At 39.9% G+C, this 21,404-nt stretch carries 16 protein-coding genes; all 16 read left to right on the plus strand.

What is annotated here, in order from left to right; genetic code table 11:
* Nucleotides 1-177: 177 nt before the first annotated feature.
* The 16 genes from V7L31_RS27040 to V7L31_RS27115 all read left to right on the plus strand — a co-directional run bounded on the left by V7L31_RS27040 (nt 178) and on the right by V7L31_RS27115 (nt 21,339).
* Nucleotides 178-1,131, plus strand: a complete 954-nt coding sequence (locus tag V7L31_RS27040; protein ID WP_334699100.1) for a glycosyltransferase family 2 protein — start codon at nt 178-180, stop codon at nt 1,129-1,131.
* Nucleotides 1,132-1,220: 89 nt separating this feature from the next.
* Nucleotides 1,221-2,228 (plus strand): glycosyltransferase family 2 protein, encoded by a 1,008-nt coding sequence (locus V7L31_RS27045; protein ID WP_334699101.1) that lies wholly within the window; start codon nt 1,221-1,223, stop codon nt 2,226-2,228.
* A gap of 42 nt (nt 2,229-2,270) precedes the next feature.
* Complete coding sequence (locus V7L31_RS27050) at nt 2,271-3,122, plus strand: phytanoyl-CoA dioxygenase (RefSeq protein ID WP_334699102.1); 852 nt, start codon at nt 2,271-2,273, stop codon at nt 3,120-3,122.
* Between the two features lie 100 nt (nt 3,123-3,222).
* A complete protein-coding gene (rfbC, locus tag V7L31_RS27055; protein WP_334699103.1) occupies nt 3,223-3,780 on the plus strand; it encodes a dTDP-4-dehydrorhamnose 3,5-epimerase in 558 nt (185 codons plus the stop codon).
* Nucleotides 3,781-3,840: 60 nt separating this feature from the next.
* Nucleotides 3,841-5,067, plus strand: a complete 1,227-nt coding sequence (locus V7L31_RS27060) for a glycosyltransferase (RefSeq protein WP_334699104.1) — start codon at nt 3,841-3,843, stop codon at nt 5,065-5,067.
* 357 nt (nt 5,068-5,424) lie between these two features.
* Nucleotides 5,425-6,738 carry an NAD(P)H-dependent oxidoreductase gene (locus V7L31_RS27065; RefSeq protein WP_334699105.1) on the plus strand — a complete coding sequence of 438 codons (1,314 nt, stop codon included), beginning with the start codon at nt 5,425-5,427 and terminating at the stop codon, nt 6,736-6,738.
* 302 nt (nt 6,739-7,040) lie between these two features.
* Complete coding sequence (locus V7L31_RS27070) at nt 7,041-8,132, plus strand: glycosyltransferase (protein WP_334699106.1); 1,092 nt, start codon at nt 7,041-7,043, stop codon at nt 8,130-8,132.
* 178 nt (nt 8,133-8,310) lie between these two features.
* Nucleotides 8,311-10,542: a GumC family protein gene (locus V7L31_RS27075; RefSeq protein WP_334699107.1), complete on the plus strand. Its 2,232-nt coding sequence runs from the start codon at nt 8,311-8,313 to the stop codon at nt 10,540-10,542.
* Nucleotides 10,543-11,160: 618 nt separating this feature from the next.
* Nucleotides 11,161-11,892 carry a heterocyst development glycosyltransferase HepC gene (gene hepC, locus V7L31_RS27080; RefSeq protein WP_334699108.1) on the plus strand — a complete coding sequence of 244 codons (732 nt, stop codon included), beginning with the start codon at nt 11,161-11,163 and terminating at the stop codon, nt 11,890-11,892.
* 209 nt (nt 11,893-12,101) lie between these two features.
* Nucleotides 12,102-13,952: a heterocyst formation ABC transporter subunit HepA gene (hepA, locus tag V7L31_RS27085; RefSeq protein WP_334699109.1), complete on the plus strand. Its 1,851-nt coding sequence runs from the start codon at nt 12,102-12,104 to the stop codon at nt 13,950-13,952.
* Nucleotides 13,953-14,133: 181 nt separating this feature from the next.
* Entirely contained in the window at nt 14,134-15,294 is a 1,161-nt protein-coding gene (locus tag V7L31_RS27090) for a glycosyltransferase family 4 protein (RefSeq protein ID WP_334699110.1), read from the plus strand.
* A 65-nt stretch (nt 15,295-15,359) separates the two neighbouring features.
* On the plus strand, nt 15,360-16,352 hold the full coding sequence (locus tag V7L31_RS27095) for a glycosyltransferase family 2 protein (RefSeq protein WP_334699111.1): 993 nt from the start codon (nt 15,360-15,362) through the stop codon (nt 16,350-16,352).
* Nucleotides 16,353-16,553: 201 nt separating this feature from the next.
* A complete protein-coding gene (locus V7L31_RS27100; protein ID WP_334699112.1) occupies nt 16,554-17,756 on the plus strand; it encodes a glycosyltransferase family 4 protein in 1,203 nt (400 codons plus the stop codon).
* Nucleotides 17,674-18,603 (plus strand): glycosyltransferase family 2 protein, encoded by a 930-nt coding sequence (locus V7L31_RS27105; protein WP_334699113.1) that lies wholly within the window; start codon nt 17,674-17,676, stop codon nt 18,601-18,603. The genes V7L31_RS27100 and V7L31_RS27105 overlap by 83 nt, the downstream gene beginning before the upstream one ends.
* Nucleotides 18,604-18,714: 111 nt before the next feature.
* On the plus strand, nt 18,715-20,154 hold the full coding sequence (locus V7L31_RS27110) for an O-antigen ligase domain-containing protein (RefSeq protein ID WP_334699114.1): 1,440 nt from the start codon (nt 18,715-18,717) through the stop codon (nt 20,152-20,154).
* Nucleotides 20,155-20,205: 51 nt separating this feature from the next.
* Nucleotides 20,206-21,339 carry a glycosyltransferase family 4 protein gene (locus tag V7L31_RS27115; RefSeq protein ID WP_334699115.1) on the plus strand — a complete coding sequence of 378 codons (1,134 nt, stop codon included), beginning with the start codon at nt 20,206-20,208 and terminating at the stop codon, nt 21,337-21,339.
* Nucleotides 21,340-21,404 lie beyond the last annotated feature (65 nt).

Raw genomic sequence — 21,404 nt, forward strand, 5'->3', positions numbered from 1 at the left:
AAGAGAAGTAAAAACGCCTCTTATTACTAATAATTTAACTTTTTTGAGTAATTAAAAGGCGCATCTCTTATAAAAATTATGTCGTCAAATCGCAAAGAAATAAATTAGAAAGCAGCTTTTTAATTACCTACGCTGCTGTTAATACTGGTTCTTCTTCACTACAGAGTTGAGCTTAATATGAATAAATTGCTGACCATTGCCATTCCAACATTCAATCGCGCCCAGCTTTTAGATAAACAACTTACTTGGTTAGCCAAATCTATTAAAGGCTTTGAGTCTGACTGTGAAATCTTTATTTCTGATAATTGCTCTACAGACAATACTCAAGAAATAATTAAAAAATGGCAGATAATTCTTAGTAATGTAAAATTTACGTCAAGCAGAAATAGCGAAAATCTTGGCGTAATGGGTAATATTGCCTGTTGTTTAAAAGCACCAACTAGTGAGTATATCTGGACAATTGGTGATGACGATCCAATTCAGGAAAGAACCCTAGAGTATGTGTTAACAACACTAAAAAAACATTCAGATTTAGCACTGATGTTTTTAAATTTCTCCGGTCGTCAAAAACGAACGGGTCAACTTGTTGTAGAACGCTGGTTGAATAGCGATCGCGACGAACTAAGAGTTGATGGTAAAACTGTATTTCAAAGTTATCTTAACGAAAACTTTGGTGGTGTACTTTTTATATCAGCAGCGATTTATCGCACAGATTTAGTGCAACAAGCTTTACAAAAGTGGCCATCTGCTACTAGTAATTGGGCATCTCAAGCATATTGGACTGCATTTTGTGCTGCTCATGGAAGTGTCATTATCACTAAAGACACTTATTTAGAATGTACTATGGGTGCTAGTCTTTTGGATCTCGATCCAACATGGAACTTTAGAATGCGATATGCCTTCATACCTGAAGTTTATATAAAACTACTAAAGGTAGGGTATCCTCATAAGTTTTGTCAGAAAATGATTTGGCAGAATTTCCAACAAAAAACTGACTTAAAAATCTTATTAGGTGCTTTAAAACGTTGGCCTTTCTTGACAATCAAGATATTTATTCCTTACCTAAGTTTTTTAAGTATATCAGCTTGGGCAATTCTTTTTCCACCTAAACAACTAGAGAATAGCCTATAGCTTCGTGTGCTAATTGCCAAGTTACTGTTAACAATAGTTTTTGGCGATAACCACTTATATATCAATTTTATTAACTACTATTTCTTACCATGCCTAAATTACTGACCATTGCTATACCCACTTATAATCGTGCTGAGTTACTTGATAAACAGTTAGCCTGGCTAGCTCAAACTATCAAAGGTTTTGAAGATGATTGTGAAATTTTAGTTTCTGATAATTGTTCCACAGATAATACTCAAGAAGTAATTAAAAAATGGCAAATAACACTTAGTAATATTACATTTAAATCAAATAAAAATTCTAAGAATTTAGGTGTTGTCAAAAATATCATGTATTGCCTAAATTCTACAACAACAAAATATGTTTGGACAATTGGTGATGATGATCCAATTCAAGATAGAGCCGTTGCTTATGTAATTAGCAAGCTCAAGCAATATGAAGATTTATCATTATTATTTCTCAACTTTTCCGGTCGCAACCAAATCACTGGTGAACCAGTTCATCCACCCACAATTGTTGGTAATCGCTGGTTTGATATAGATAGTGAAGAAAGTGAGGGTGATGGTAAAGCTATATTTGAGCATTGTTTCTCAAAAAGTGTCGGTGCAGTAATTTTTCTGACTGCTACAATCTATCGCACTGATTTAGTAAAACGCGCTCTCCAAAATTGGCAAGATGCTGAAAATAACTGGATATCTTTAGCATATTTAGCCGGTTATTGTGCTGCCAATGGTCGTGTAATTGTCACGAAAGAGACTTATTTAGAATGTGTTGTTGGTGTGAGTTATTGGCAGAAAGAGCCAAAATCTGCGCTGTTAATGCAATACAAACACATCCCCGAAGTGATTTTGAAATTGGAGCAGAGTGGATATTCTAAGCAGTTTTGTCGGCGGATGCTGTTGCAAAACGGTAAAGAAGTCAACTTGAAAGTTTTCTTGGGTGCTTTAAGAAGATGGCCTATGTCAGCAATTAAGACAGTAGTTCCATTTTTGGCTTTAGTCAGTTTGTGTGCTTTTGACGTGATGATTTCTAAAGAATTTAGTTTAGCAGAATCAGGTGAAATATCTACTCAAGAAGTACAAAGCTATAAGCCATAATCTACTGATAAATTTACATCAAAAATAGAAGGAATTGACACCATGTTTAGTGTAATTAAACGCAAAATATCTACACTATCTTCTGACTTGGAATATTATCTAGCACGTTGGAAGCATAGCAAAAATCTGCCAGCATTGGAAGGGCGCGATCGCAAAATCCTTAATGCTCTCAAAAAAGATGGCGTTTGCGTCACAACTCTGGCAGATTTAGGGTTAAATTCTAGCTCAGAACTACTCAAAGCTGCTTACCATCAATTGTCTCAGATGGACAATCCCAACAACGACCATCTAGATGAAAAGTTACCACAAATTTCCACAGTTACAGGTTTACCAGAATTTTATGCCTGGGGAATGGAGAAAAGGCTACTCAATATAATCGAAAATTATATTGGTCTTCCTATTGCTTTTCATGGTGTACATTTACGCAAAGATTTCAAGAGCAAACATCAGTTTGGTACATTACTATGGCATAGCGATGCCGAAGACCGTCGCATTATCAAAATCTTCATTTACTTGAGTGATGTAGAAGAAAAAACTGGGCCTTTTCAATACATTCCCCGTTCTTTAACTCCCTTCTTTAGTTGGAATTATATTCAGCTTTTCTACAAACTTTGGAAGTCAGGCTATATGGGCATCGATGATGAAGAAGTAAAACCAGTTATCCCCAAATCAGCTTGGAAATCCTGCCCAGGCCCAGCCGGTACCGTCATTATTGTAGATACGAAAAATGCTTTGCATCACGGTACAGTCCGCACAGAAGACCGTTCAGCGCTATTCTTTTGTTACACCGCTAACCCTCCTGAAAGACCAGACCTCTGCACCCAATATTGGGATGATACTTATCCCAGAGCGGAGTTACGTTCTGCATCAGATGCAGTTAAAGTCTCGACTTAATACCCTTTCATTAGCAATAGCGTAATGCACCGAAAGCAGCTGCAAAACTAAGTAGTTAGCAAGTACTTTCTGTCCTCAACATTCATCTCAAAGGAATCACATGATTTTCACCGAAACCGCACTCAAAGACGCATTCATTATTGATTTAGAAGAAAAGCCAGACCACCGTGGTTTTTTCGCTCGGTCTTTTTGCGCTCAAGAATTTGAAGCACACGGATTAAAGCCAACAGTTGCTCAATGTAACCTGTCTTTTAACTACAAAAAAGGCACTATTCGAGGAATGCATTATCAAATTCTGCCAGCAGCAGAAACAAAATTAATTCGTTGTACTAAAGGTGCAATTTATGACGTAATTATTGATATGCGTCCAGAATCTCCTAGCTTTTTATCACACATTGGTGTAGAGCTAACCCCAGAAAATCGCCGTGCTTTGTATGTTCCAGAAATGTTTGCTCATGGCTATCAAGCACTGACAGATGAGACGGAAGTAGTATATCAAGTAGGTGAATTTTATACTCCTGGATATGAAAGAGGTTTACGCTATGACGACCCATTCTTTAACATTGATTGGCCTCTAGATGTTACTGAAATCTCTGAGAAAGATTTAAATTGGCCTTTGTTGAGAATGATGACTGTTGGTGGTACAGTTTCCAGATAAATTTAAACTCTTTATCTGCACCTCTAAGTGAGGTAAAAAATCATTAATTTGGGTAGAAAAATGCCAAAAAATATTCTATCTCGTGTTGAAAATACTATCTCTTTTGTCTCCAATAAAATTCAAGCTCGCATCAATTACGCTAAGACTTTACAGGTTGTTTCTCTAAAGCCTAAACAGCCTTCTAAAGGAAATGTACTTCTTTCTTATCGGATTGAACCATTTCTCATTAAACCAGGTCAGCCTATCCCCAATGACCAGAGTTGGAACTGGGAATGTCTACTAATCGCCCAAACTTTTTTAGACCTGGGTTATAACGTTGATGTTATCCAGTTCCACAATGATAAATTTGTTCCTCAAAAAGACTACGCATTTTTCATTGATATCCGTCATCGTCTAGAAGCGCTTGCGCCAAAACTTAATAAAGATTGCATTAAAATTTTTCACGTTGACATTGCTAATATGATTTTTCGCAATGCAGCAGAATGCAACAGACTTCTAGAACTCCAACAGCGCCGAGGAATTACCTTACGTCCACAGCGATTTGAAACGCCCAACTTAGGAATTGAGTATGCCGATTACGCTACTGTATTAGGCAACAATTTTACAGTTGATACATTCAAATATGCGAACAAACCAATGTATCGTATTCCCATTTCTTCATCACTTGTTTATCCTTCTCCTGAGGAGAAAGACTTTGAAGTGGTAAGAAAGAATTTTCTCTGGTTTGGTGGTAGCGCTTTAGTTCTCAAAGGATTAGACTTGGTTTTAGATGCCTTTGCCCAAATGCCGGAATACCATTTAACAGTTTGCGGCCCGGTAAGTAATGACAAAGAGTTTGAGCGAGCTTTCTATAAAGAACTATACGAAACACCTAACATTCATACTTATGGTTGGATTGATGTTAGCAGCCCTGACTTTTTAAAGATTACAAATAATTGTTTGGGACTTGTTTATCCTTCTGTTTCTGAGGGACAGGCAGGTGCAGTAATTACCAGCTTACAAGCCGGGTTAATTCCGATTTTAAGCTACGAATCTGGTGTTGATGTTCATGATTTTGGTGTGATATTTGATAACCTTTCCCTTGAAGAGATTCAGGCGAAAGTTAGAAGTATTTCCAATTTACCTGCTGAAGACCTCAAGCTGATGTCTATGAAAGCATGGGAATACGCAAGAGCAAATCATACCAAAGAAAAGTTTGCCCAAGCTTACAGAAATGCTGTGGAGCAAATTATCGAAAATCATAGCCAGAAAAAACAGACATCTAGCAAACAACTGGTCAGCATTTAGCCCTGGCGATTAGAAATCGCGGCTATACAAACAAAGTCCACCTCCGTGGACTAAGGAAAATTAAGGGTTTAAAACCCACCTCCGTGGGGGGTTTTGCCTGTGTAGCCATGACTTCTAGCCCTGGCGATTAGAAATCGCGGCTATACAAACTTTCGTCCGCCTGCGTGGACTAAGGAAAAATTAAGGGTTTTAAACCCACGGAGGTGGGTTTTGGCTGTGTAGCTACGACTTCTAGTCACTTGGTTTAAGATGTCGCTAACACAAAATGTACTTAATATTTAGCTGTAATAAATTATTAAGTGCAAAATTATCGAGAATTTGTAACACAACAAACAGTTCTAAAAAGGAGTTTAGTTCATGATTATTATCGATCGCGCCTTACAAGCCCGTGCAGCAGCAGGAAATCCTATCAAGGTGGGAATGATTGGTGCTGGTTTCATGGGTCGAGGAATTGCCAACCAAATTGTCAATTCAGTGCCAGGAATGGAGTTAGTTGCTATCTCCAATCGCCAGATTGATGCAGCTAAACAAGCTTATTCGGAAGCAGGAATTGAAGATATTCAAGTTGTTGCAACTGTCAGCGAATTAGAAGATGCGATCGCTAACGGTAAGTATGCAGTCACAGAAGACGCAAAGTTACTGTGTCGGGCTGAAGGCATCGATGCATTAATCGAAGTCACAGGTGCAGTGGAATTTGGCGCTCACATCGTTATGGAAGCGATCGCCCACCGCAAACATGTGATTATGATGAATGCCGAACTCGATGGCACTATTGGCCCCATCCTGAAAGTGTATGCCGATAAAGCAGGCGTCATTCTCAGCGCTTGTGATGGCGATCAGCCAGGGGTACAAATGAACCTTTACCGCTTTGTCAAAAGCATTGGTTTAACTCCCTTATTATGCGGTAACATTAAAGGACTCCAAGACCCCTATCGCAATCCCACCACCCAGGAAGGATTTGCTAAACGTTGGGGTCAAAAGCCCCACATGGTGGCTAGCTTTGCTGACGGAACCAAAATTTCCTTTGAGCAAGCGATCGTTGCCAATGCCACAGGCATGAAAGTTGCCAAACGGGGAATGCTGGGATATAACTTCAACGGTTATGTCGATGAAATGGCCCATATATATGATGTTGAACAACTCAAAGAACTGGGCGGCATTGTCGATTATGTAGTTGGAGCAAAACCAGGCCCAGGCGTATATGTATTTGCCACTCACGACGACCCCAAGCAACAGCACTATCTCAACTTATACAAATTAGGCGAAGGCCCACTTTACAGCTTCTATACTCCTTATCACCTCTGTCATTTTGAAGTTCCCTTGTCCGTAGCGCGTGCTGTTCTCTTCGGTGATGCCGTCATGTCTCCACTAGCAGGCCCGCTAGTAGATGTTGTCACCACTGCTAAAATCGATCTGAAAGCAGGAGAAACCTTAGATGGCATCGGCTACTACATGACCTACGGACAATGTGAAAATTCCGATATCGTCCAACAGCAAAATCTTCTACCAATCGGTCTAGCTGAAGGGTGTCGCCTCAAACGAGATATTTCTAAAGATCAAGTCCTCACTTATGAGGATGTAGAATTACCCGAAGGCAGACTTTGCGACCAACTACGAGCCGAGCAAAACAATTATTTCGCTCCAGAAAAAATCTTAGTAGCAGTTGGATAATATCGGTTCTCAAAACATTTGCCACAAATGAATTGGCTGTAGGGGTCTACAGCTGTACGCCCCTAATACGTTTTGGATAAGATCCCCCCGCCTACGGCGACCCCCTTTTTTAGGGGGTAAAAATTACAAAAAGCCCCCCTTTTTAAGGGGGGTTGGGGGGATCTCCGAGGCCCCTACCAACGTATTTGTCGCAATAATTTCGTTAAGAGGATAGGAAGCTATACTGCGGGACACTAAAGTTGTTGATAGTAACTTGCTAGGGAGCGTTTAAACAACCCCGATCGAAACTTTAGGTCAAATTCATGAAAATTGCTCTCGTCCACGATTATTTAACCCAGCGAGGTGGGGCAGAGCGTGTGTTTGAACTGCTTTGTAAACGCTATCCTGAAGCAGATATTTTCACATCTTTGTACGATCCCCAAAAAACTATCGATCTAGGCGATCGCATCGTTAATACAACCTTCTTGCAAAAAATTCCTGGTGCAGCAAAATATTTTAGGTCAATGGCTCCTCTATATTTTCCTGCCTTTCGTGCCTTGGATCTGCAAGACTATGATTTAATTATTAGCAGTAGCACCAGCTTTGCCAAAGCAGTGCGAAAAAACCCTAAGGCTCGCCACATTTGTTTTTGTCATAATGTCACCCGTTTTTTATGGGATACAGCAACTTATTTAAGAGAGTACGGAGACTATAGATATTTTGCTCCTTTAATCGAGCAAGTATTTCAATTAATGAGAAAGGTAGACCTGAAATATGCACAGGAGCCTGACCTTTACATTGCTAACTCTAGTGTTGTTGCCCGCCGGATTGAAAATATCTATGGCAAAAAGGCAATGATGGTAAATTATCCGATTGATACTAGTAAATTTGTTTTTTCAGATATAAAAGATGAATATTATCTCGCCTCCGCCCGGATGATCAGTTATAAGCGACTTGATATAATAGTCGAAGCTTTTAATTGGTTAGGGTGGCGGCTATTAATATCTGGTGATGGGCCAGAACTAGCACGGTTAAAATCCAAAGCATTACAAAATATTGTGTTCTTGGGACACGTAAGTGATAGAACCCGCAAAGACTTGTTTTCCAAAGCCAAGTCTATTATTGTCGCAGCCTTAGAAGACTACGGATTAGTGCCAGTAGAGGCTAATGCTAGCGGCACACCAGTCATCGCTTATGGAGCAGGTGGAGTATTAGATACTCAAATTCCAGGTGAAACAGGAGTCTTTTTCAAAAGACAGACACCCGAATCTCTCCAACTTGCATTACTAGAAGCCAACGGCATTTCTTGGGATTACGATCGCATCCGTAATCATGCAGTAGCAAATTTTTCAGAGAATGCCTTCTTTGGTAAGGTTGAGCAAATAATTAATCAAGCTTGTGGCGTGCATCTTTAATAAAGAATTCCGTAGTCAAAATTTAGCATGAATTTTGCCAAACTAGCGAAATCATAGGTTAAATTTACTAGTTTTCAATCAGTGACCCATTTAAATTATCTACTGATTACATTCTGACTTCTGAATTCTGATTTCTTCTTTATCTCTTAGCGTAAATCTCGAAGACAAGGATATAAAAGTGGTTCAAACTAGTCTAAATCCTCAGATAACTCCCGCTTCTGAAAGTGAACCAGGTTACGGACAAATGTTTGCCGTATTTGTGCGGAGATTCCCGTGGTTCTTAGCAGTATTAATTAGTTGTGTTGCTATTGCCAGCATAGTAACTGTAAAGACCAAGCCTACTTATAAAAGTTCTATGCAGCTGCTAGTAGAACCTAACTATCAAGGTAAAACTGAAGGTGGTGCTGGGGTAGATAATCAGTTTACTGACTCTAATGTGGTCATAGATACTGCTACCCAGCTTAACTTGATGCAAAGTTCAGGACTTATCCAAAAAGCAGTTGATAAACTTCAATCTGATTATCCAGATATAACTTCAGGTGAAATTAAAGCTTCTTTGGTCTTAACTCAATTAAGGAGCAAAGAAGATAATGTCGCTACAAAAATCTTTCAAGTTGAATACACCGCTGGAGATCCAGAAAAAACCCAAAAAGTTCTGGGCGCAATTCGACAAGTTTATGTCGAATATAACAAACAACAACAGAATTCGCGTTTACAAAAAGGTCTGCAAATCATCAGGGAACAGTTAAGTAAAGCTAGTGAAGAAGTAAACGCAGCTGAGACAAATTTACAAAGGTTTCGGAGAAATCAAAACTTAATCGATCCAGAGTCGCAAGCCAAAGCGATTGAAACAGCTTTGAACAATATTGCCCAAGAACGACAAACAACTCGTTCTCAATATGGGGAAGCTTTAGCACGCCAAAAATCTTTAGAAGAACAACTTAACCGTTCTCCTCAAAATGCTCTAGTTGCTTCTCGTTTGAGTCAGTCTACTCGCTATCAAAGCTTACTGAACGAAATCCAAAAAAGCGAACTGGCACTATCACAAGAACGCTTACGCTTTACAGATCAGACTCCGAATGTGCAAAAGCTCAAAGAACAACTTCAGGGACAGAAGGAGTTATTGCAACAAGAGGTAGGAAGAACTTTAGGCGGAAAGTCTGCTGGTAAAATGACTTCGGGAGACTCTCTTCTCGAACGAGGACAGATGGGTGAAATTGATCTCAGCCTGGCTGGTCAGTTAGTAGAAACGCAAACCACGATAGTTGCTTTAACTGCTCGCGATCAAACTTTGGCTCAGAAAGAAAACGAGCTACGTTTTGAAATCAAACGTTTCCCACCTCTGTTAGCTTATTACAATCGAATGCTACCACAGTTGCAATTTAGTCGTGAAAGATTGGAGCAACTTTTAAGAGCAGAACAGCAATTACGGCAAGAACTTTCCAAGGGTGGATTTAATTGGGAAGTGGTAGAAGATCCGCAAAAAGGCGCACAATTAGGCCCCAATCTCCAACAGAATTTACTATTAGGTGCTGTAGTTGGGTTAATGTTAGGAGGAATTGCTGCGTTTATTCGAGAATCGGCTGATGATGCAGTTCACACCACTGCTGAATTAGAGAAGCAAATGGCCATGCCGTTATTGGGAACAACCCCCAAGTTACCGCCAGCCAAACCCAAAGAATCAATGATCAAATTACCTTTTGGCAAGCCAGAAGTTCTCGCTCCCTGGACAATTCAGATATTGCAATCTCCACCGCGTTGGGAATCGCTGGATCTGATTTACAAAAACATTGAACTTTTAAATACTGTTACTAATTTAAAATCTTTGATGATTACTTCGGCTTTAGCCGATGAAGGTAAATCAGCTTTGGCGCTGGGTTTGGCAATGAGTGCTGCTCGTTTACATAAAAGGGTGTTGCTGATTGATGCCAATTTACGCGATCCCAGTTTGCACGAACAACTGAATCTTCCTAATGAACAGGGACTTTCAACTCTATTGGCGAGTGATACAACTCTACCCAACCAAATTAGTCTTCAATACTCAGGTTCCGCTTACATCGATATTTTGACAGCTGGCCCCAAACCTGCCGACCCCGCGAATCTGTTGAGTTCCCCACGGATGATGCAATTAATGGCAGCATTTGAGGAAAACTATGATTTGGTTCTGATAGATGCTCCCCCAGTTCTGGGCTTAGTAGATGCCATGCTGACTGCATCATCTTGCCGTAGCGTGGTCATGGTGGCAAGCATTGGTATTGTGACACGAAGTCAGCTTACTCAAGCGACAGCCATGCTGAGTAAGTTAAATTTGATTGGGGTTGTAGCTAATGGGGTATCAAACTCTAGTATTAATTACGTACCCAATATCAAACAACAGCAGTTGGCTCTACGTCAAGCTGTGGAAAAGTAGCTAGTATCGCTAGATGAGAAATCCCCGACTTCTTAGAGAAGTCGGGGATTTTGCGTTTCGTATTTGTAACCAAAATTTCATTTTGTTGCAATCAGGAAAAATTAAGTATATTTATGCTATCTATATTAGTTTTCAGAGAAATCGCTGGCTCTTTAAAGAGTAAATAAAGAATTTATTTGAGCGATCGCTATTTCTACATAGTCTTATATTCTAGAGATTAAAGCACTTCCATAAAGGTTAGAACACAACTGTAGACTAGTTTTGGGCATATCGACACAATGAACACCTTAGCCTAATTAAACATAGATATAAATTTATGGGTAATTTCCCTCTACACTTTACTACTGTCAGTAGTTCCCGGAAAATCATGATTTACCCATGAATGTTAATAGTAGCGGTGGCTGCTACATATCTAATTAGTATCTGTCTAATTTGTACATCTCTACAGCAGCAGAATTCTGCACAATATATGCTTGGCTGAGTGGTAAATAATAACATATTTTGCCCTCAATTATCTCCAACTTTTTGGAGTTACAACAAGATTTGGATTTGGGTCTTTGGCATTGATAGCCTTTGATAACTCCTCAGCAATTCACTCCTGTATAATCCCAAAGACTTATGGCAACTTCAATAATTCCAACCCTAGAAAATTTATATGATGTAACCCAGCAACAGCAAGTTAATCGATCTGGGCACTGTACACTCCAGTGGCGACGGGGTAAGTTGTTGGTGAAGCCGCTTGGACGAGTTAAACAACCATATCTACCTGCATTAGATAATAAGCGATCGCTAGTAGAATGCTTACAACATTCTCCGATAAGTTTGGTAAGCATAGATGCAAAACTAGGTGAAACTTTGCTCAGGTTTTGGGCGGATGCGTGTGAAGAAGCTCAAAAACCAATATTTCTCAGCTTACCCGCTAGCAAGAAACTGCCTAACCAACCCTGGAGACAATTACAGCGACTTATTGATTGGATTGCTGCCTTCGTCTTACTGCTATTAGTAAGTCCAGTCATATTGGGATTGATTGTATTAATGCAGGTTTATTCACCAGGATCACTTTTTTGTCGTGAGTGGCGTGTTGGAGAACGGGGTAAACTCTTTCGGGCAATTAAGTTTTGCACAACTACAAAGCACAACATCACACCATTAGGGCGTTGGATGCATAAATATGGTCTTGACAATTTGCCCCAGTTATTTAACGTTCTGCGTGGTGACATGAGTTTGACCGGATCTTGTTGTTGGACTTTGGAAGATGCAGTACAGCTAAATAAACTACCAGAAATTACAGCTTCATGGGAAGTAGAACCACAGTCCCATCTGTTACATCTGGATAGCCAAACACTGTAATTTATCTGTGCGGTAATTGATAATTTCATCTACCGCACTGAGGGTCAAACAAAAATTGTTTATGTAGCATCTATAAAGTAATACGGTTCTAGATAATTGGTCTTTCAAGACGCGATAAACTGCGTTTTTACATTAGGGTTTTTGGCTTGTCTGAACTGTATTGATTTATAGCGGTCTATCTACCTTGTCAAACTATTATTATAAAATTCATGAATTTGAATCTTCCACAACCACTCAGTAATCTGCTCAAAGCTACTAGCTTCTGGCAGGACAACTATTTGATATTGCGAGAATTTAAACACTTTCGCAAAATTGCCATTTTAGCTCTGATATTCTCGATTTTTGCGGCAACATTTGAAGGTGTAAGTATTGGCTTCTTACTTTCCTTCTTGCAAAGTTTAACCAGCCCCAATGCTCAACCTGTCCAAACAGGAATAGGCTGGTTTGATATTTGGATTTTAGGAGCTAATACATCAGCAATTAATCGTTTATATCGTGTATCTTTGCTGATTTTATTGAGTACTTGGTTACGTGCTGCCTTCAATTATTTTTCTCAAGTCTATACTGAATTATCTCAATTACATCTTGCCGATCGCTTACGTAAGCAAATTTTTGAACAATTACAATCTTTATCACTAAGTTATTTTGCCAAAACTCGTTCTGGGGAATTAATTAACACAATTACCACAGAAATTGAAAGGATTAGACAGGGTTTCAGTGGCGGAGCATTTTTAGTAACTAGAGGACTAACAACCTTTGTCTACTTAATATCAATGTTTTTGATATCGTGGCAACTAACAGTAATTTCCGCATTACTATTCACACTTTTAGGTGTGGGGTTGTCAAATCTGAATGCTAGAGTCAGAGAATCAAGTTTTGGCATGACAACTGCCAATGCTAACTTTACATCAACAGCCATAGAATTTATTAATGGTATTCGCACCGTTCACACCTGTGGTACTCAAGAATTTGAGCGTCAACGTTACTATAAAGCTAGCGACAAAGTAATCAGTACGACAACAAAAGTTGTGTTTACCTGGACACTTGTGAAGCCAATTGCTGAAGGGGTAGCGACTACAGTATTGATCGGAATGATTATTTTGGCCTTCACTAGCCTTGTAACTAACGGAACACTACAAGTTGCTTCTTTGCTAACTTTTTTCTTTGTGCTATTTCGCTTCATCCCATTTGTTCAAGATATTAATGGCACGAGAGCATATCTCAGTACTTTACATGGTTCAGCAGACAACATTAAAAATCTGTTGTCAAGTGATGAAAAATATTACTTTCAAAATGGCAGAGTTCAGTTCAAGGGATTAAAAAGGTCAATAGATTTAGTCTCTGTGGATTTTGGCTATGATGAAGACAATCTAGTGCTGCATAATATTACCCTGACGATAGAAAAGGGAAAAATGACGGCATTAGTTGGAGCATCTGGTGCTGGTAAAACAACTCTTGCTGATTTAATTCCCCGATTTTATAATGCTACAGATGGATATCTTTACATAGATGAAGTTGATGTACGCCAGTTTGAAATTAACTCCTTACGTCGCAAAATAGCTGTCGTCAGTCAGGATACTTTTATCTTCAATACTAATGTTTGGCAGAATATCTCTTACGGTACTCCAGAAGCGACTAATGATGAAATTCAAGCAGCAGCTAAACTAGCCAATGCATTAGAATTTATTTTAGAAATGCCTGAAGGTTTTGATACCCAATTAGGAGATAGAGGTGTTAGATTATCTGGAGGACAAAGACAGCGAATCGCTATCGCGCGCGCTTTACTGCGGAACCCAGAAATCTTGATTTTAGACGAAGCAACTAGCGCCTTAGATTCGCTATCTGAGAGGTTAATTCAAGATTCCTTAGAAAAGCTATCTGTAGGTAAAACAGTAATTGCGATCGCTCACCGTCTTTCTACCATTTCTAAGGCAGATAAAGTTGTAGTTTTAGAACAGGGACGGATAGTAGAGCAAGGTAAATATCAAGAACTCTTGGAACTCAAAGGTAAGCTTTGGAAATATCATCAAATGCAGTATGAAGTAAGACCATTGGATTAGAAATAATATCCAATTACCAAAATACTTGCAACATATTTATCGGCTGTATATATCTACAGCCGTAAATCTATAACTATGTATCAGTAGTTTTTTAAGTATTAAAAAACAGGTTTATAAATACTTATTGTATTTATAAATAAGTGTTTAAAATTAATGCTCTATTCTTAACAATAACAGAAATATGTATCAGAAAATAGTTGACCAAAACCTGATTTATCAATGCTCCAATTTTAATGTCGGTGGAAGCGGAGGTGTTGAAACTTATTTAGCTTCTCTATTTGAACATCGACCACCTGATATTAGCGATCGCGTGTTAAAATCACTGAAAAATATCGATCAAAGCCAGTTCAAACTGCTACACATCCACAGTCCAGATTTGCTATTGCAGCTTACAGGCGAATGTCCGACTATCTTCAGCGTTCATAATCACTCACTTTACTGTCCTAGTGGCACAAAGTATTTAGCAGAGCAACAGACAGTCTGCGATCGCAACTTCTCTTACTTAGGATGTACCTGGGGTAAATTAGTAGATAAATGTGGTAGCCGTAAACCCTTAAGAACCCTTAAAGAACTGCAAACCACTCATCAGTTTTTAGATGTATTAAAAAAGATAAAAATTACTTTTATTGCTAATAGCGAATATGTCCGGCAAGAGTTAATTAAAAATGGTGTACCTCCAGAACAAACTGTAACTCTACACTGTGGAATCTCTATACCACAAACAGCAACAGCACCTTTGAGTTTAGAAGTCCATCAAAATCATAGAATTTTATTTGCTGGACGGATTGTTTCTGATAAAGGTCTGGAATGGTTACTCAAAACCTTAATACATACAGACCCAAAAATTCAACTTGATATTGCAGGTGAAGGTTGGGAACGACCACGGTTAGAAAAGTTAGCAAATACCCTTGGATTGAATAAGCGGATTACTTGGCATGGTTGGTGTGACGCTGACAAACTAAATAAACTTTATCAACAGTGTTTTGCAGTTATCTTTCCTAGTGTTTGGCCTGAACCTGCTGGTCTTATAACTCTAGAATCTTATGCCCGTTACCGACCTGTAATTGCTAGTGCAGTTGGAGGAATTCCAGAACATTTACAAGATGGAGAAACAGGTATTCTTGTTCCAGCTAATGATATTCAAAAGCTGGCTGATGCTATTCATGAGTTGTATATAGATCATGAGAAAAGCCGATACATAGGTGAACAAGGTCATGCTTTATTGATGAAGGAATTTACAATGGCGGCTCATGTAAATAATCTCCGAACAATTTATGCAAAAACAATAGCTGAATTTCCTGATAAAGCTAAAAAAATATATAGCATTTCTCAAGCTAAATAAAGTTTAGTTTGATCAACATATTAAATGGTGCATCTTTTATCTATGAAATATCAAGGCAGAAAAATATGTCATTGCATCAAGAATACCAACAACCTTTAGTCAGCGTTGTTATCCCCACCTATAATCGGCCAGAGTATCTCAAGCAAGCGATCGCTAGTGCTATAAAACAAACTTATCAAAATATTGAAATTATTATTTCTGATAATTGTAGTTTAGAAAATCCTCAAGAACTTGTCGAATCTTTTGGTGATTCACGCATCAGATTTTGGCGACATCAGCAAAATGTGGGTATGTTAGCTAATCAGCTGCATGGCTTCAAGATGGCGCGAGGTAAATATGTTGCTAGTCTCCATGACGATGATATCTGGAATGAAGACTTTTTAGCAAAGCTTGTACTACCACTAGAAGCAAATCCTGATTTAATTATCGCTTTTTGTGACCAATATATTATAGATGCTAATGGCATAATTAATGATATTGGAACTGAAGAAAATACACGTGGTTATAAGCGAGATAAATTAGCAGAAGGAATTCATCAACCTTTCTATAAAATTGGGTTGATAGATAAAAGCATACCTACCGCAGCATCTTGTGTGATTCGCAATAATTTTGTGAATTGGGATAGTATTCCCTCAGAAGTTGGCGGTATGTGGGATTTATATTTAGCTTATCTATGCTGTATATCTGGTCATGGGGCTTACTATTATCCAGAAAGATTGACGCGATATCGTGCCCATGAGCAAACTGATACTATGCTCAGTGGTAGTCGAGATGTACAGGCAAAACTCCGCAAAGCTAAAAGCGAAATGTTTTGTTATCAAGTCTTTATGGAAGATGCTCGTCTACAAGAATTTAGAATTTATTTTCAACAGAAATGGTTAGAAGCTAATACCACTTTTGGAATTGGTTTGCTAAGAAGTGAACAAATAGCAGCAGCACGTCCTTATTTTTGGAAGACATTGAAAAAACAAAAGTTTAATGTCCGAACTTTGGCGGCATTTGGTCTTAGTTTTATTCCGCGTTTTTTAGCCAAAAAATTGATGGAAGTAGCGAAATAATTGAGTAATTGTATCTAAATAACATATTTAATTACAAGAAAAAAACGAACCGCGAAGGACGCAAAGGACACAAAGAAAGAAAGAAAGAAAGAAAGAAAGAAGTTAAAAGTGTTTAGTGCAGCCTCATAAAGAAGAATAGAAATATGTTCAAATTTTGTTTTACATCTTTATGTGAGTTTATATTACTAAGGAATATATTGGATGAAACTTTGTATTGTTACTCATAAAATCAAAAAAGGTGATGGTCAAGGACGGGTAAACTATGAGGTTGCTCAAGAAGCAATTCGTCGTGGTCATCACTTGACATTATTAGCTAGTGAAGTTGCACCAGAACTAGAACAAAATAACCAAGTTAATTGGATTAAAATTCCAGTTAAAGGCTATCCTACAGAATTTATACGTAATTTCATATTTGCCCAAAAAAGTGCAGATTGGTTACGTCAACATCGCTCTGATATTGATTTAGTTAAAGTCAATGGAGCAATTAGCATGGCTGCGGCTGATGTGAATGCTGTACATTTTGTCCACAGTTCATGGTTGCGATCGCCTGTTCATATTTCCCGCGATCGCCACGATTTATATGGTTTCTACCAATGGCTGTTTACGGCTTTTAATGCCCGTTGGGAAAAACAGGCTTTCCAAAAAGCGCAGGTTGTGGTGGCTGTATCGGAAAAGGTAGCTCAAGAATTAGTCAACATTGGTGTACCGCGTTCTCGAATTCAGGTAATTGTCAATGGCGTTGACTTAGAAGAGTTTACCCCCGGTGAAAGCAATCGTCAAAAATTAGGTTTACCGGAGAATGTCACCTTAGCGCTGTTCGCTGGAGACATCCGCACACCTAGAAAAAATTTAGATACAGTACTAAACGCCTTGGTGCAAGTTCCCGATTTACATCTGGCGGTGGTAGGTCATATCGAAGGTAGTCCCTTTCCACAACTAGCGGCTTCTTTGGGGTTAAGCGATCGCGTGCATTTTGTCGGATTTCGTCGTGATATCCCCGAAATTATGCGGTCAGTAGATTTATTTATTTTTCCTTCCCGATATGAAGCTTGTAGCCTCGTATTGTTAGAAGCACTTTCTTCAGGACTACCAGTAATTACTGCCACAGCTACCGGGGGTGCAGAGTTGGTGACACCAGAATGTGGCATCGTCTTAACCGACTCAAATGATATCGATGCTTTAGCTGTGGCGATGATGTCCTTGGTAAGCGATTCTGCCCTGATGCAACAGATGAGTCAAGCTGCTCGTTCTGTGGCAGAACAACATAGCTGGACTACTATGGCACAAACTTATGTGGATCTATTCGAGGAGTTAAGCAAGAATGCGGAACACCGTTCTGATACCAACTTATCGCCGTCCACAAGACTTATCACGCTGCCTTTTGGCGCTACAGGAGCAAACTAAACCAGTCGATCAGGTGATAGTCGTTGTCCGCGATACGGATGCAGAAACTTGGCAATTTCTGGCGCAACTAAACACGGAGAACTTGCCACTACATACTGTAAAAGTAACTGAACCTGGGGTAGTAGCAGCCCTCAACGCCGGACTAGCAGCAGTGGAAGGCGATATTGTTTCCATTACTGATGATGATGCCGCACCTCACCCCGATTGGTTAGAGCGTATCGCCGCTTACTTTATCTGTGATAGTCGCCTCGGCGGTCTGGGAGGGCGTGATTGGGTACACCACGGCAGCAAACTAGAAGACGAATCCCGCCCAGTAGTGGGACAGTTGCAATGGTTTGGGCGAGTCATTGGCAACCATCATCTGGGAGTGGGAGAACCCCGTGAAGTCGATATTCTCAAGGGCGTAAACATGAGTTTTCGTACCCAAGCAATCGGACAACTGCGTTTTGACGAGCGAATGCGCGGTACTGGAGCGCAGGTACACTTTGAGATGGCGTTTACTCTGACATTAAAGCGGGCTGGTTGGAAGATAATTTACGATCCTAACGTTGCTGTAGATCATTATCCAGCACAACGTTTTGACGAAGATCAGCGAAATAACTTTAATGAAATTGCCTTTATTAATCTAGTCCATAATGAAACCTTAGCTTTATTAGAGCATTTGCCATTTATCCGCCGGATTGTATTTTTATTCTGGGCAGTATTCGTGGGTACATGCGATAGTTTGGGCTTAGTACAATGGCTGAGATTTTTACCTAGTCAAGGGCAGTTGGCAGGGAAAAAGTTATTAGCATCTTGGCGTGGACGTTGGCAGGGATATAAACAATTCGTAATTCGTAATTCGTAATGAATTCAATTTTTTCTTAGTTCTAGTTTACAGACTGGGAATTAAGACGCTTGGGCTGCTGTCTCTAGAGAGCCAGTAATCCAAAATCTAAAATCCAAAATCCAAAATTGAATGAATTCTAGACAGATACTTTTCAATAGTTTTTCACAAGAAAGCTATTCTCCCGAAGAGCGATCGCTACAGGGGTGGATGGCGATCGCAGGCTTTATACTACTAACTGTAGTTTGCTATTTTGCTGGTGCTACTGCCGCATTGCGCCTAATTTACCCGGTGACAGCTTTAGCAGTAGGCATATTTTTATATTTGCGGCATCCCATTCTCTATATCAGCTTTACCTGGTGGATTTGGTTTCTCACACCTTTAGCTACCCGCTTAGTTGACTATCGAGTGGGTTGGGACGCTACTCGTCAAATGCTCATAGCACCTTACTTGGTAGTTTTTGTCACCATAGCAACATTCTTCCGACACTTTCCCCGCGCTTCTCGCGAAGGGGCTTTGCCGTTTGTTTTGGCTTTTATCGGAGTGTTTTATGGCTTTCTCATCGGTCTGGTTTACAACCCGCCTATCCCTGTAGCACGCGGATTAATGGATTGGCTTAGTCCGATTATCTTCGCTTTTCACTTATTTATTAACTGGCGAGATTATCCTAGCTATCGTCAGAATATCCAGCGAACATTTCTCTGGTGTGTATTGATTTTAGGAACTTATGGCGTATATCAATTTGTGGTAGCTCCTGAGTGGGATAGGTACTGGCTGATACAATCAAAACTATTCATGAGTTCTGGAAATCCTGTACCTTTTGGGATGCGCGTCTGGAGTACATTGCACTCAGTCGGCCCCTTTGGTTCTGTTATGCAGGCTGGGTTACTGTTATTATTTACCAGTTCAGGAAACTTAATTTTTCCGGCTTCAGCTGTTGGTTATTTATCTTTTCTATTAACACAAGCACGTACTAATTGGGGAGGCTGGTTATTTGGAATAATTATGATTATGGGTTCAGTTAAAGCCAAAATTCAAATGCGCTTAATTACCATAATTGTGGTTATGGCAATTTGTGTTGTACCGTTGACAACTATCGAGCCAATTGCTGGAGTTGTAGCAACCCGTTTGGAAACTTTTTCTAATCTTCAAGAAGATGGCAGCTTTAAAGATAGATCGGGAAGTTACGACAAAAACCTTGGTTTAGCTCTTTCTAATGGTCTAGGTAACGGCTTAGGAAATATCTGGAAAGTCAACGAAAAAACTGGTCAAATTGAAGTAGTAGTAATTGACAGTGGCATTTTAGATATGTTTTTCACCCTTGGCTGGTTTGGAGCCATCTTTTATATGGGTGGATTAATTTTGTTAATTGTTAGTGTTAGCAGTTATGGTGAAGGTCGTTTTGATAGCTTTATCAGTGCTGCCCGTGCCATTGGAATCAGTTCCGCTTCACAGCTAGTTATCGGTAGCGGTATGTTGAGCGTAGCCGGGATGATTCTTTGGGGATTTTTAGCTATGGCGATGGCAGGACATAAGTACTATAGCAATCCCAAAGATCCCCGACTTCTCTAAGAAGTCGAGAATCTGATAAATCTTACAACTTAAATAGGACTCTTATAGATTATGAAAGTAATTATTGTAATGCCACTGGCCGAGCAACGAGGCGGCGGTGAAATGATGCTTTGGGATTTGGTGCAGCAGGGACGTAATGCTGGTGTCGAGTGGCTGGTGATATTTTTAGAAAACGGCCCGATGGTCGAACAAGTAAAGTCCCTTGGTATTGATGCGCGAGTTGTGGAAAGTGGACGTTTACGCCAAATCCACCGTTTTATTGGCGCTGTTTTTCGGATAGCTGCGATCGCACGCCGCGAACGTGCAGATATAATTGTCAATTGGATGTGGATCACGCATATATCGGGAGGTTTGGCGGCAATGCTGGCGGGCTTGCCTGCTGTGTGGTATCAACTAGAAGTACCTAGTGATAAAACTTGGTTAGTACGAATCGCTACTTTAATCCCCGCGCGGGCAATTATCACCCTTTCCCAAGATGGTAAGCAAGCACAGGCAGAGATTTGGCCCCACAGACCAACACCTCTGGTTTATCCTGGTGTCGCATTAGACCGATTTGAGCCTAATGCTTTACCAACTCCAGAAGAAGCACGGCGAAAACTAGGCTTACCTTTACACGGGCCATTGATTGGAATTGTGGGACGATTGCAACGATGGAAGGGAATGCACGTATTGGTGCAGGCGATGCCCAAAATTTTACACAAGTATCCCGATGCCCATTGTGTGGTGGTTGGCGGTAAGCACGATTTAGAACCAGATTATGAAGACTTTTTAAAAGCTGAAATCACTGCTTTAGGCTTGAAAGACCAAGTAATTATGGCTGGACTACAGCGTAATATCCCGGAATGGGTGCAGGCAATGGATGTATTCGTTCATGCTTCAGATAAAGAACCCTTTGGGATTGTGATTATTGAGGCGATGGCGCTGGGTAAACCTGTAATTGCTGGCAGTGCAGGCGGGCCGACAGAGATTATTACCGATGGCATGAATGGACTATTAACACCTTACGGCGATGCGGATCAATTAGCGATCGCAATTCTCCGCTATCTTGACGAGCAAGAATTTGCCCGAAGTGCTGGAATAGCCGCCAGGCAACGCGCCCTCGATTTTTCAACGCAGAATTATGCCCAAAATTTCATTAATACAATTCGCTCTGTAATGCCTAGTCCTTTATCGCAAAAATTTTAACGATAAGGGACTTCCAAATTAAAAAATATCCCAAATTTTCTTGTGGGATTGGTGTCCCCACCCGT

The sequence above is a fragment of the Nostoc sp. genome (assembly GCF_036916655.1).
Classification (GTDB): domain Bacteria; phylum Cyanobacteriota; class Cyanobacteriia; order Cyanobacteriales; family Nostocaceae; genus Nostoc.